Raw genomic sequence first — 12,378 nt, forward strand, 5'->3', positions numbered from 1 at the left:
TTGCGAGTTTACTCAGCATTACTGAGCGCTTTAATATCAGATTGCATAATTAAGTTAATGTTGCGAGAAATCTTGTCAATTTCCCAATCCCACCACCGAATTTCTAATAGTTGTGCAACTTCAGCATCGCTGAAACGCTGTTTGATTGAACGTGCGGGGTTTCCACCGACAATGGTGTAAGCGGGAACATCTTTTACTACAACTGCTTTGGCGGCAACGATTGCACCGTCGCCGATTTTGACTCCCGGCATAATCACCGACTCATAGCCGATCCAAACGTCATTACCGATCGCAGTATCGCCTTTACTTGGCAGTTCGATTAATAGATTCATGGCTGTTTCCCAACCATTCCCAAAGACGGGAAAAGGATAGGTAGAAATGCCGTCTAATTTGTGATTTGCACCGCTCATAATGAATTTGACGTTAGTGGCGATCGCACAAAATTTACCAATAATTAATTTGTCACTTCCGTAATTGTAAAGTACATTTTTTTCAAAGTTTTCTGGCTCGATTGGATCGTCATAATATGAGTAATCGCCGACGATAATATTGGGGGATTTTATGAAGTTTTTGATAAAGCAAACCCTGCGCTGGTCTGCCATCGGATAAGGTCGGTTCGGATCGGGGCCAAATTCTACCATAACTTTCAATCCTCCAAGGTTTTTAGTAAAGACTTTAGTTTTGTTTAATTGCTACTTGTACCTGCAAATTGGTCAATCCCGCAACTTGTTTGCTAGCTTCAGGATTCAGGTGAATTTTTACTTCCACTACTCGGCTGTCCAAGTTTTCTCCCGGTTGGTTACTAAACACATTTTGTTTACTTACTTTTAACGCAATCTCTTTGACAGTTCCCTGCAACTCTCCTGAGAATGCTTGGCTAATAACCGCTGCTTTTTGTCCTAGCTTAATTTTGCTGATGTCGGTTTGATAAATTTCTGCAACGACTACCATTTGGTCAGTTTTTCCTAAGTCTGTAATGCCGTCATCGCTGATTTTTTCCCCAGCACGAGTATGAATTTTCAGGATTTTTCCAGCATTGGGCGCGCGGATGGAAGCTTGATTTAACTCGGTTTGGGCGCGCTTCACTTGGGCGATCGCACTTTCGATCTCAGCTTCGGCTGCTTGCACGTCCACGGGGCGGACTTCGGCTATTTTGTCAAGAGTTGCTTGAGCTTCTTCTAGTTGTTCGATGCCAGTTTCTTGAAGGCGCTTGAGTGTTGCTTGAGCTTCGTTAAGCTGCTGGATTGATGTACTGTTAATTCGAGTTAGGTTTGCTTCTGCTTCGTTAAGTTGCTGTTTGGCTGTATTGTTAATTCGATCCAGGTTTGCTTCTGCTTCTTCAAGTTGCTGCTTTGCCGTATTATTGATTCGGCTGAGATTAGCTTGTGCTTCTTTAATTTGCTGGCGACTTGTTTCTAATGCCAGCCGCTTAGTATCTCTTACGGATTGAGAAATTGCACCTTCACCCGCGAGTTGCTGATGTCGGGAATCTTCAGTTTTAGCATTATTAAACTCGGCTTGCAATTTGTCGATCGCTGCTATTTGTGCTGTTTTTTCTCCTTGCCATTGTGCCGCTATGCGGCTAATTGTTGCCTGTTGTGCTTTCCTCTCCCCTTGCCACTGAGCCGTGATTCGGCTGATAGTTGCCTGCTGTGCGATTCTGTCGCCTTGCCATTGTGCTTGCAGGCGATCGACTGTTGCTTGTTGTGCAGTTTTGTTGCCTTGCAGTTCCGCTTCTAGCTTGCCAATTGTGGCAGATTGTGCTGCAAGTTCTCCCGACTTTGCACCAGCTTTTACTTGTGCTAAACGGGCTTGAGCAACTTTGACTTTTTCTTGAGTTTCATCTAAAACAGATTGCAGCCGATCGCGCGCATCCAAAATCGCGATTAGTTGTCCTGCTTTGACTCGATCGCCCTCTTTGACTAAAAGCTGGGAAATGCGATCGCCATCTAAAGTTTGCGATACTCCCAAGCGAACCACTTCTCCTTGCGGTTCCAATCTTCCTAATGCCGTTATTTTCCTCGGTGGTGGTATTTCTGCTGGCAAAGGTTCCGTATTTTTAGCCAACGGTGCAAACTGAGAAATCCCGTAAAAAGCTGTACCGCTGGTAATGATGCTGGCAGCAATTGCCATTCCGATTACTAATCTATTTTTAGGTTCTATCCAAGATTGAAAATTCATACTTGTCCTCTACTTGCAGCTATTTTTGTCTAAATAAGCGAGCAACATCTCTTTTAATAAAGTCCATTGTTCTGCAACAGATATTCTTTCACCTTGATAAAACCTTCTTACCAGCAAACCGTCACCATAACAGATAATAAATCTAGCGATTGCTGGATCGGAGATACCTAAGTAGCAACTGAGTGCCTCTTCGTAACGCTTTCCCGATTCCTGAAGTGCTTGATTGCTCTCAATCTCTTGACGAGTTTTTTGTTGGCAAAACTCAAATATCATTAACAGACTTTTCAGGATGTAATCTTCATTTTTGCTGAAGTAATCCATCAGTTTTTCAAGTTTTTCTGCTAAAGTTGGCGGATTTCCCAGTTCGGAAATTGCTTCTTCTTTTGTATCTTCATAGCTCAAGTATTCAATTAACTGCTCGAACAAACTTTCTTTACTCGGGAAGTAGTGATAAAGGGTTCCTGTAGAAACTCCGATTTCTGACCCAATTTCCCGCATAGTTACTGATGAGTAACCTTTTTCGGCAAATATGTCAAAGCATTTGTTTAGTAGTTCTTTACGGTATCGATCGCGGTCAACTATTTTTGGCATGGGTGAATAGATTTTAGATTTTAGATTACCTAAAGTCTAAAATTTATTGGTTCGATAATCCTATATCGAACGGTCGATATAGTATAAGCGACTACACAATTGATTTTTTGCTGTCGGTGAACGGGTCGATATTTATATCGAACAATCGTTATATTTACTACAACACAGAGTAAGAGAGTTTGTCAAGGGGTGGGAGAGAAATTTTTTGCCGATCGCCCTGCAAGAAATGAGACAAAATGGTAGAAGCCAACATCCCTCCGTGTTGCGAAGCGGTTAAAAATCCCAAATTAATATAAAAGAAGCGATCGCAGTGAGAAAATTTATGAGAGTACGAACCTACGAAATCGGTGATACCCAACAAATTGTAAAACTGTTTTACGACACCGTACACGAAGTAAACATCCGCGATTACACACAAGCACAAGTAGATGCTTGGGCGCCAGCAGATATGGATATCGAACGTTGGACTAAAAGTTTAAGCATTAAATTTACTTTCGTAGCAGAAGAGGGTGAGAAAATTGCAGGTTTTGGGGAATTAGAAGCAAGCGGCCATATCGATCGCTTTTACTGTCATCAAGATTTTCAAAGACAAGGAGTTGGCAGGCTAATTTTAAAACAAATTGAGTCAAAAGCCAAAGACTTAGGAATTAACAAGTTATTTACCGAAGCCAGCATTACAGCTCGACCTTTTTTTGAAACCCAGGGATTTATTGTGATTACAAAACAAGAAGTAGAACGCAGAGGACAAAAATTCATCAACTTTGCGATGGAAAAAAATATATAAACAACGATTTGTGTAAAATTAGATCGAAGAGTTTTACTCAGGAGTTGCGATGGTGACGGAAGCTACAAATGTGCTGGGCGGAAAGTTAGAGAATTGCTGCACTTCGCCAATGACAGGATATTATCGGGACGGCAAATGCAATACAGGTGGTGGCGACTTTGGGGCTCACACTGTTTGTGCTCAACTGACAGAAGAGTTTTTGCAATTCACTAAGTCGAATGGAAATGATTTGAGCACTCCGGTTCCCGAATTTAATTTCCCCGGTTTGAAGCCTGGGGATTGCTGGTGTTTGTGCGCTTCTCGGTGGAAGGAAGCAATGGATGCAGGAGTTGCGCCGCCTGTGGTTTTGGCCGCCACTCACGCCTTGACTTTGGAATACGTTTCTTTGGATGAATTGAAGCAGCACGCTGCTGATTTGTAGGAGGATGTTGGTGTGCGATCCTCTTCGTTGGCGTAGCCCCCGTAGGGGCGGGCTTTCCTTCGGATCGCAACGCTTTCGCTAACGGGCGATCGCGCTCTTATACAAACTGTAGGGTGCGTCAGTTGGCGTTATTTTTTCAATACTTCAGGCGTTTTTCACTGACCCACCCTACAAGTTGACTCCAATCAGTTAAAATAGGTTTAGAGGTGAGGTATAACCAGTGTCAGCTAAGGATCTATTTCATAATGCTGTGAAGCGAGGTCTTGAAAAATCTGAGTGGGTGGTTACTCACGATCCTCTCAGGCTAGAATTTGCAGAGAATGAGAGAGTCGAAATCGATTTGGGAGCTGAACGACTCATCGGTGCGGAAAAATCAGGAAAAAAAATTGCAGTAGAAGTCAAGAGTTTTTTAAGCGCTTCAGCTCTCTCTGATTTTCATACTGCGTTGGGACAATTTTTAAATTACCGTTTAGTCTTAGAAAAGCTCGAACCAGATCGCACTTTATATTTGGCAGTTCCCATCGCGACTTACGAATCTTTTTTCAGTCGGGAGTTACCTCAAGCGTCGGTTCGACAACACCAAGTCAAGCTTATTGTGTATAACCCTGTTCAGGAGGCAATAGTCAAATGGATCGACTAGAGCATTACCGTCAGTGCATTCAAAAACTCCTCATTGAAGATAGCAAGATAGCACCAATTAACGGAGAAATTGAGGTAGAAACAATTTTTGATAAAGAAAAAGATCGCTATCTAGCCGTCGATTTAGGATGGGACGGACACCGCCGCGTGTATAACTGTGTGTTTCATTTGGATATTAAAAATGGCAAAATCTGGATTCAGCGAAATCAAACTGACAGGCAGATTGCTGAGGAATTGGTAGAAATGGGAGTACCCAAAGAGGATATTGTGCTAGGACTTCAGCCAACTTATGCACGGGAACATACAGGCTTTGGAGTTGCATAGTAATATAAAAGGCGCCTTCAATCGTAACGTAAGTATTTAAGTGCGATCGGGTGTAATTCTACTAAATTTTTATGGTTCAGTTTGTGGTTCCCACTGACAGATAGACTCTGGCTTGAGTGGGCAAGTTTTCGGAGCGATCGGATTTCCGCTGAGGTAGAGTTCAGTCAGTTTAGTGAAAGATGCTAGCGGTTCGATGTCGCCAATTTGATTGTTTTCGAGTGAGAGCAAAGTCAGCTTAGTCAAGGATGCTAGCGGTTTGATATCAACGATTTGATTGTTGTTGAGCCAGAGAATCTCCAGTTTAGTCAAGAATTCTACCGGTTTGAGATCAGCGATCTCATTCTTGTTAAGTGATAGCCCTTCCAGGTTAGTCAAGGATGCTAGCGGTTTGATATCAACGATTTGATTCGAGCTGAGGTTAATCCCTTCCAGGTTAGTCAAGGATGCTAGTGATTTGATGTCACTAATCTGATTGCTGCTGAGGTCGATAAAAGTCAGTTTCATCAAAGATGCTAGCGGTTTGATGTCACTAATTTTATTGCCAGCGAGATCGATCCCAGCCAGGTTAGTCAAAGATGCTAGTGGCTTGATGTCGTCAATCTGATTGCTGCGGAGGAAAAGCCCTTTCAGGTTAGTCAAGGATGCTAGCGGTTTGATGTCATCGATCTGATTTTCGATGAGGACGATTTCAGTCAGGTTAGTCAAGGATGCTAGCGGTTTGATGTCGCGGATCTGATTGTTCCCGATGTTGAGCACTTTCAGGTTAACCAAGGATGCTAGCGGTTTGATGTCAACGATCTGATTGCTGCTGAGGTTGAGCAAAGTCAGGTTAGTCAAGGATGCTAGCGGTTTGATGTCGCTGATAGAACAGTTGATGAGCCGGAGAACGTTCAGGTTAGTTAAGGATGCTAGCGGTTTGAGGTCGCTGATTCCTTGCTTCGTAAAGCTAATTCCTGTGATACTAGAAAGTTGGCGATCGCCCTCATCGCACTCAGTAGTTCCTGCTATTTTTAACAGCATATCAACAGTATGTTTAGCTTCTGGACTCAAAGAATCTTTTTCGCGACACCATTGAGCAAATGTTTTGTTTCCCGATCGCGTTTCTGCTGCCTTCGCAGACAGTCCATTTCCAGATAATGCTAGAAGCACACAACAAGTAAGTGCGATCGACTTTGGTAACTTCATGTGTTTGTGTGCAACTATAAGTGTCATAATCTTGTACCTCTAATTTCCCCAACAGTAAAGTTTGAGCATTTAATTTCAGGGTTCCCACTTACAGATAGACTCTGGCTTTAGTGGGCAAGTTTTGGGAGCGATCGGATTTCCGCTGAGGCCGAGCCAAGTCAGTTTAGTCAAGGATTCTAGCGGTTTGATGTCGCTGATTTGATTGTTATTGAGCCAGAGCCAAGTCAGGTGAGTCAAAGATTCTAGCGGTTTGATGTCGCTGATTTGATTGTTGTCGAGCGTGAGTACATTCAGCTTAGTCAAGGATTCTAGCGGTTTGATGTCACTGATTTGATTGTTGTTGAGTTCGAGCCCATTCAGGTTAGTCAAGGATTGCAAGAGTTTGATGTCGCTGATTTGATTGTTGTTGAGTTCGAGCGAAGTCAGTTTAGTCAAGGATTGCAAAAGTTTGATGTCGCTGATTTGATTGTTGTTGAGACGGAGCCGAGTCAGGTTAGTCAAGGATTCTAGCGGTTTGATGTCGCTGATTTGATTGTTGTTGAGTTCGAGCGAAGTCAGTTTAGTCAAGGATTCTAGCGGTTTGATGTCGCTGATTTGATTGTTGTTAAGTTCGAGCGAAGTCAGTTTAGTCAAGGATTCTAGCGGTTTGATGTCGCTGATTTGATTGTTGCCGAGGAAGAGCCAAGTCAGGTTAGTCAAGGATTCTAGCGGTTTGATGTCGCTGATTTGATTGTTATTGAGCCAGAGCCGAGTCAGGTTAGTCAAGGATTCTAGCGGTTTGATGTCGTTGATTTGATGGCCGCGGAGCCAGAGCGAAGTCAGGTTAGTCAAGGATTCTAGCGGTTTGATGTCGCTGATTTGATTGTAGTCGAGGTCGAGTTGCGTGAGACTCGAAAGTTTCTGATTAGCCACATCGCACTCAGTAGTCCCTGCTTTCTGCAACAGCACCTCAACAGTATGTTTAGCTTCAGGAGTCAAATCAGCTTTTTGGCGACACCAATCAGCAAATGTTCGTCCACTATTTTTCGGTTGCGTCTCGGAGGCCTTCGCGGAAAGTCTATGTCCCCAGTCACAAATAGAGTCTGGCTTCATAGGGCAAGTTTTGGGAGGGATCGGATTTCCCCTGAGTTTGAGCGCAGTCAGTTTAGTCAAGGATTCTAGGGGTTTGATGTCGCTGATTTGATTGTCGCTGAGGTTGAGCACAGTCAGGTTGGTCAAAGATTCTAGCGGTTTAATGTCGCTGATTCGATTCAAGCTGAGGTCGAGTTCAGTCAGTTTAGTCAAGGATTCTAGCGGTTTGATGTCGCTGATTCGATTGTAGTCGAGACGGATTTCAGTCAGTTTAGTCAAGGATTCTAGCGGTTTGATGTCGTTGATTTGATTGAATCCGAGGTGGAGCGAAGTCAGTTTAGTCAAGGATTCTAGCGGTTTGATGTCGCTGATTTGATTGTTGAAGAGGTAGAGCAGACTCAGGTTAGTCAAAGGTTGCAAGGGTTGGATGTCGTTGATTTGATTGAATCCGAGGTGGAGCCAAGTCAGGTTAGTCAAAGATTCTAGCGGTTTGATGTCGCTGATTTGATTGTTGAAGAGGTCGAGTCCAGTCAAGTTAGTCAAGGATTCTAGCGGTTTGATGTCGCTGATTTGATTGTCGCCGAGGAGAAGCGCAGTCAGGTTAGTCAAGGATTCCAAGGGTTGGATGTCGCTGATTTGATTGTTTCTGAGATCGAGTCCCGCGAGACTCGAAAGTTTCTGATTAGCCGGATCGCACTCGGTAGCCCCTGCTTTCTTCAACAGCACCTCAACTGTATATTTAGCTTCACGGCTCAAAGAAGCTTTTTGGCGACACCAATCGGCAAATGTTCGTACACTGTTTCCCGGTTGCGTCTGTGCGGCCAACTCCGAAGGTCTATTTCCACATGATGCTAGGGCGATCGCACAACAAGTAACTGCGATCGCCTTTGGTAAATTCATGTGTTTCTGTGCAAATATAAGTGTCATAATCTTGTAACTCTAATTTTCTGAACTGTATACAACAAAGACACGGCAATACCGTGTCCCTGCAAAAAATCTATTAAAAACTCTCTGAATTACCTCACTCAGGCAACTTATACTAATTAGTAGCTGCGTCTTTTTGCATGATATTCTGTGCCGAGCGAGGATATTTCCCCGCTGGGCACCCTACGCAACTAATTAATATCAACTCCCACCAAATCAGCCACAACTTTTTCCAATCCAGCTATCACCTTCGTCGTCCGTTCCCAGTCAACCTTATCGGGTGTATCTTGCGCCGTGTGATAGTAAGGATAGCGATAGGGAGCAGTATCTGTAACCATCAGCCCTGGATAACCATGTTGCCAAAAAGACCATTGATCAGACCAACCAACACCAGGAATGCCACCCGGAATTGCTGCACCTTCCGAGGGAAAATCAGCATGGCGGCGGAAAGATGCGATCGCCTCTCTAACCAGTTTACTTGAGGATGTATTGCCAATAAATCCGATAAAATTTCCCGACGTAGGATAAAAAAGGTTTAATGGTGCTGGATATTTCTGACTGTTTTTGGCATCTGAGTAATAACCAATTGTTTCTAAACTGAGCATCGAAACAATTTTTTCATTACGCTCTCTGCATCTTTTGGCATAAACCAAACTCCCCATATCAGCAGTCCAGAAAAAAGGCGGTTCCTCATTCACAAACTCAACAAAACGCACAGTCTTTTCCGGCTTTTTACCTGCAAACATTCTCGCTAAAGCCAGAACTCCCGCCGCCCCAGTTGCGTTATCATTTGCCCCTGGACTCCCCACCACAGAATCATAATGTGCCCCAATTACAACGATTTCATCTGCCTTTTTTCCCCCTGGAATCTCCACTTCTATGTTATAATAAAAATTATCATCAATTTTATATTCTTGTCGTTCAACTTTATAGCCAGCCTTTTGAAATGATGCTTCGAGAAAGTCAGCGGCTTCTCCAAGTTTTTGATATTGTATAAAGTTGCGCTCTCCGATTTCACCAGCGAGCTTTTCCACATCGCGCTGTAAAGCATCTCGGAGCGAGATTTCCTGTGCTGTTAAAGGGGGAATTGTCCCGCTGTAGCTTTTCCCTGGCATTGCAATCATACTCAACCATATCCCACTAATTAGAGTAATTAAGATCGTACTAAGGATAGCCAGTCTAGTTAACGTTCCGCGATTCCATAATTCGATCTTTCCCAATTGCATTTGTTTTCTATCCTTGGCTATGCTTGAGTAGTAGGGTGCGTCAGTTAGCGTTATTTTTTCAATAATCCAACAGCTTTTGACTGACGCACCCTACAAGTTTACACATCGGGCAACTTATACTGCGCGACAATCCGCTTAGCATATTCCGGCACATGAGCCTCTAATTTCTCAGGATAATTCCGCTTCACGTACAGATAATTACGAGTGAAATGAGAATCAATTGAAAAACGGGCATATTCCAAACCCTTCGGCCCAATTCTCTCAATAAACACGCCCATTAACTTCGCCGCCCACATCGGCAAAGTCACTCCTTTTTCATAAGCTGGAATACTTTGCTGAACCGCCTCTTTTCGGTTTCCCTTAGACATCACCGGCTGAGTGTTAAGCTGATCCGTTACCAAATCTAACATCTCTTGCCCCGTGTCATTTCGCACCACAATCCACTGCCAGCCAAAAGGTGCGCCCATGTAGCCCACCACTAAATCTGCTAAAGAATTCACATAATCAAAACAGCTCAAACAAGAAGGAGCAAAAACATCCTTCAATTCCTTAGTATTCAAGCCAAAAAACGGCACTTTCTCTTCCGAACCATCTTCGTGTTTGAAGTGAACGTTAAAGTCTTGCATAAACTCGTAAGAAACCACAGTTTCCGGAGAACGGCTAGTCGTATCTAGGAATTTCTGCAAGCCCGCGCGGCTGACATTATCCACGCAGGGAGTCCCCAAAACGTAGAGCTTTTCTAAACCGAGTTTTTTCTCGACTGTTCGCAAAGCTTGAATTTGACAGCCGACGCCAATTACTAACAGCCGCTTCATCCCCGATTTTTCGATTTGTTCTAATACTGAAAGATTGGGAGAGAGAGTGGGTTTGTTGACTTTTGCTGCGAGAATCTCTTCACGATTCCTAGCAATTATCGGCATCGGTTGAAAGCGGTCTTCTTTAGTATTTTGGACGCAAACAACGCCTTCTACAATTCCTTTTTCGAGCATTTCAATGGCAATTGTGCTGACGATCCCCGTCCACTGAGCACCCTCGATCGGCTCTTTTTTCCGAGCCGCCATCATGTTTTGACTGACTCCAAAATACCAATCGTCGGGATTGTCGAGATTGCGCGATCGCCCGTGAATCTCTTCTTCTAATTCCGCGATGTGCTGTGTTAAGAAAGCACAAGATTCCTTGACATAATGGATGTAATATGTATCGCACAAACCGCACTCGCTGCAAAGTTCTTTAGCGGGGCGGCGGCTACCCGGTTTGAGGGCCTTGGATTTTTGGTGTTTAGTAGAATCTGTTGCGGTCATCTAAATTACTTATTTTATGCAGATATGGCTTTTGTTAGGATATCACAGCAATTTCGGTTGTTACCTCCTTTATTCTTTAGACCTCTTGCAAAAATCCTTTCATCAATTGATGGGACGGGCAAGATGCCCGTCCCACAAGAGTTATTTCTTCTTGTGGGGCGGGCATCTTGCCCGTCCTAATTATTTTTGCAAGAGGTCTTTTCTGTCATTCCTCGCAGGCGGACGCAAGCTTGTGCGGGAGCAAATTCGGTTCGCCCGAAATTGGCGGTTTTCAAAGCTTAAAAAATATTAGTCAGGACTTACCTAGGTTGCGCTAAAAACCCGGTTTCTTCCTGAATACCTCACTGTTAAACCTAAGATTTATGGTAAAAACCGGGTTTCTTTGTGTAGTTTGGGTAAAAAAATTCGGTTTCAGAGCATCGCCGTGCGTCTAGGAGTGTTTGTGTAAGTCCTATTAGTATCAATCCGGATCTAGCGGGCGATCGCGCGAATACATTGCCAAATAAAGCTATAAAAAAATGGTAAAAATGTTTGTGACAACAGCCGTCGTTGGCATCATGATGAATCTCGCAATTTCGAGCTTAGGATTTGCTGCTTTAGTTCGTCCTGTCCCCGCTACGAATCAAACTGTTGCGACTCTAGAAAGAATGCTCAGCGCGACACAAAAGCCGGCGGCGCTGAACTATTCGCGCCTGGGGATTGGCGAGGTTCGGTTGGGGATGTCTGTAGAAGAGGCAAAACGTAAGTTGGGAAAACCACAGCGCGACGAAACTAAACCTGCTGGGCCTGGGATCGGCGGCAAGATTCGCACGCTAAGCTACTCAGGATTGACGGTAGCAGCATGGAAGGGCAAAGTTTATTTAATTTCTACTACCAATCCCAAGTTTCTGACAATTGATGGTGTGAAGCTAGGAGATAACAGCCAAAAAGTCGTTAAAACTTACGGTTACGGGTCGCAATCCGTGCAGGGTGGAGTGACTCGGTTGACTTACAGCAATGACCAAAAGGCTTCTAATTTGATTGTGGAAATTAAGGGCGATCGCGTGCAAAAAATTATTGTGAGCACGCAGCTAAACTGAAATATTAAATAACAGTGCAAAAGTCCCGGTTCACAAGTTTGTAGTAAGGACTTTATTCCTTATTTATGAGGATTTTTAGCCTTTCTGTGAGTTGACTGGAGGGCTTTTTCCTCATGTACGCGCGTGCGTAGCTATCCCGTAGGGAATCGCCCGCGTCTCCTTAATCCTCTTTATCATCATCCGACAATTGTGTAATTTCCTCAGCAATTAGTGTCTGAAAATCCTCTCCGCAGTGAACGTTGAGATGGATTGCAGAGAGGAAGGAACTCTGCTAGAATTTCCGCTTTTTGTCGATCGCTCAAATCAGGTAACTGAAGTTGATCGATTAATATCAAATCCGCCCTTCATCGGAATTATTCATCTCTCTGTTCTCTTCCTCTGCGTTCTCTGCGTACTCTGCGGTTTAATCATTCCAATCCAACCGGAATTGATATAAAGTAATAACATTTTGACACTCAGTGCCCAATTCTTCAATTAACGTACTCAGCCTAGAATTAGTTACAGAAATTGTCCGATCGCTAACTTCCATCTTTACTTAGGATCGCGAATTAAATAACTTACAATTTTAATTGTTATTGTGGGATGGGCGTCCCGCCCGTCCAAAAAGGACGGGCGGGACGCCCATCCCACAAACTTGTGGAAGTTATTTAAT

At 43.7% G+C, this 12,378-nt stretch carries 12 protein-coding genes; 5 read left to right on the forward strand and 7 right to left on the reverse strand.

Features of this window, described 5'->3' with window-relative positions; translation table 11 throughout:
- Nucleotides 1-8: 8 nt before the first annotated feature.
- The 3 genes from QT990_RS12025 to QT990_RS12035 are packed head-to-tail and all read right to left on the reverse strand — an operon-like array spanning nt 9 to nt 2,772.
- Nucleotides 9-641 carry a Vat family streptogramin A O-acetyltransferase gene (locus tag QT990_RS12025; RefSeq protein WP_333142551.1) on the reverse strand — a complete coding sequence of 211 codons (633 nt, stop codon included), beginning with the start codon at nt 639-641 and terminating at the stop codon, nt 9-11.
- A gap of 34 nt (nt 642-675) precedes the next feature.
- Nucleotides 676-2,181 carry an efflux RND transporter periplasmic adaptor subunit gene (locus QT990_RS12030; protein ID WP_333142550.1) on the reverse strand — a complete coding sequence of 502 codons (1,506 nt, stop codon included), beginning with the start codon at nt 2,179-2,181 and terminating at the stop codon, nt 676-678.
- 9 nt (nt 2,182-2,190) lie between these two features.
- Entirely contained in the window at nt 2,191-2,772 is a 582-nt protein-coding gene (locus QT990_RS12035; RefSeq protein WP_333142549.1) for a TetR/AcrR family transcriptional regulator, read from the reverse strand.
- A gap of 322 nt (nt 2,773-3,094) precedes the next feature.
- On the opposite strand from QT990_RS12035, the gene QT990_RS12040 reads away from it, so the two are divergent.
- From QT990_RS12040 to QT990_RS12055, 4 genes are all read left to right on the forward strand, one after another.
- Complete coding sequence (locus QT990_RS12040; protein WP_333142548.1) at nt 3,095-3,556, forward strand: GNAT family N-acetyltransferase; 462 nt, start codon at nt 3,095-3,097, stop codon at nt 3,554-3,556.
- Between the two features lie 49 nt (nt 3,557-3,605).
- Nucleotides 3,606-3,977, forward strand: a complete 372-nt coding sequence (locus tag QT990_RS12045; protein ID WP_333109180.1) for a DUF2237 domain-containing protein — start codon at nt 3,606-3,608, stop codon at nt 3,975-3,977.
- A gap of 220 nt (nt 3,978-4,197) precedes the next feature.
- A complete protein-coding gene (locus QT990_RS12050) occupies nt 4,198-4,617 on the forward strand; it encodes a XisH family protein (RefSeq protein WP_333109179.1) in 420 nt (139 codons plus the stop codon).
- On the forward strand, nt 4,605-4,940 hold the full coding sequence (locus QT990_RS12055) for a XisI protein (RefSeq protein ID WP_333142547.1): 336 nt from the start codon (nt 4,605-4,607) through the stop codon (nt 4,938-4,940). The genes QT990_RS12050 and QT990_RS12055 overlap by 13 nt, the downstream gene beginning before the upstream one ends.
- A 69-nt stretch (nt 4,941-5,009) precedes the next feature.
- Here the strand turns inward: QT990_RS12055 and QT990_RS12060 are convergent, their stop codons facing one another.
- The 4 genes from QT990_RS12060 to QT990_RS12075 form a co-directional block, all read right to left on the reverse strand.
- Complete coding sequence (locus tag QT990_RS12060) at nt 5,010-6,152, reverse strand: leucine-rich repeat protein (protein ID WP_333142546.1); 1,143 nt, start codon at nt 6,150-6,152, stop codon at nt 5,010-5,012.
- Between the two features lie 48 nt (nt 6,153-6,200).
- Complete coding sequence (locus QT990_RS12065) at nt 6,201-8,123, reverse strand: leucine-rich repeat domain-containing protein (protein ID WP_333142545.1); 1,923 nt, start codon at nt 8,121-8,123, stop codon at nt 6,201-6,203.
- Between the two features lie 188 nt (nt 8,124-8,311).
- Nucleotides 8,312-9,346, reverse strand: a complete 1,035-nt coding sequence (locus QT990_RS12070; protein ID WP_333465280.1) for a M28 family peptidase — start codon at nt 9,344-9,346, stop codon at nt 8,312-8,314.
- A 98-nt stretch (nt 9,347-9,444) separates the two neighbouring features.
- The gene (locus tag QT990_RS12075) at nt 9,445-10,647 is read right to left on the reverse strand and encodes a Coenzyme F420 hydrogenase/dehydrogenase, beta subunit C-terminal domain (RefSeq protein ID WP_333142543.1); all 1,203 of its coding nucleotides are present in this window, start codon (nt 10,645-10,647) and stop codon (nt 9,445-9,447) included.
- Between the two features lie 527 nt (nt 10,648-11,174).
- Here QT990_RS12075 and QT990_RS12080 point away from each other — a divergent pair.
- Nucleotides 11,175-11,726 (forward strand): hypothetical protein, encoded by a 552-nt coding sequence (locus QT990_RS12080; RefSeq protein ID WP_333465281.1) that lies wholly within the window; start codon nt 11,175-11,177, stop codon nt 11,724-11,726.
- Nucleotides 11,727-12,378: the final 652 nt, after the last annotated feature.

This window comes from Microcoleus sp. T3_B1, assembly GCF_036700445.1.
In the GTDB taxonomy this organism is placed as follows: domain Bacteria; phylum Cyanobacteriota; class Cyanobacteriia; order Cyanobacteriales; family Microcoleaceae; genus Microcoleus.

Excerpts from the sequence above, each read along its gene's own strand:
- QT990_RS12075 (WP_333142543.1), bottom strand. The coding sequence starts at position 10,647 with ATGACCGCAACAGATTCTACTAAACACCAAAAATCCAAGGCCCTCAAA.
- QT990_RS12035 (WP_333142549.1), bottom strand. The coding sequence starts at position 2,772 with ATGCCAAAAATAGTTGACCGCGATCGATACCGTAAAGAACTACTAAAC.
- QT990_RS12055 (WP_333142547.1), top strand. The coding sequence starts at position 4,605 with ATGGATCGACTAGAGCATTACCGTCAGTGCATTCAAAAACTCCTCATT.
- QT990_RS12070 (WP_333465280.1), bottom strand. The coding sequence starts at position 9,346 with ATGCAATTGGGAAAGATCGAATTATGGAATCGCGGAACGTTAACTAGA.
- QT990_RS12060 (WP_333142546.1), bottom strand. The coding sequence starts at position 6,152 with ATGACACTTATAGTTGCACACAAACACATGAAGTTACCAAAGTCGATC.
- QT990_RS12080 (WP_333465281.1), top strand. The coding sequence starts at position 11,175 with ATGTTTGTGACAACAGCCGTCGTTGGCATCATGATGAATCTCGCAATT.
- QT990_RS12030 (WP_333142550.1), bottom strand. The coding sequence starts at position 2,181 with ATGAATTTTCAATCTTGGATAGAACCTAAAAATAGATTAGTAATCGGA.
- QT990_RS12065 (WP_333142545.1), bottom strand. The coding sequence starts at position 8,123 with ATGACACTTATATTTGCACAGAAACACATGAATTTACCAAAGGCGATC.
- QT990_RS12025 (WP_333142551.1), bottom strand. The coding sequence starts at position 641 with ATGGTAGAATTTGGCCCCGATCCGAACCGACCTTATCCGATGGCAGAC.
- QT990_RS12045 (WP_333109180.1), top strand. The coding sequence starts at position 3,606 with ATGGTGACGGAAGCTACAAATGTGCTGGGCGGAAAGTTAGAGAATTGC.
- QT990_RS12040 (WP_333142548.1), top strand. The coding sequence starts at position 3,095 with ATGAGAGTACGAACCTACGAAATCGGTGATACCCAACAAATTGTAAAA.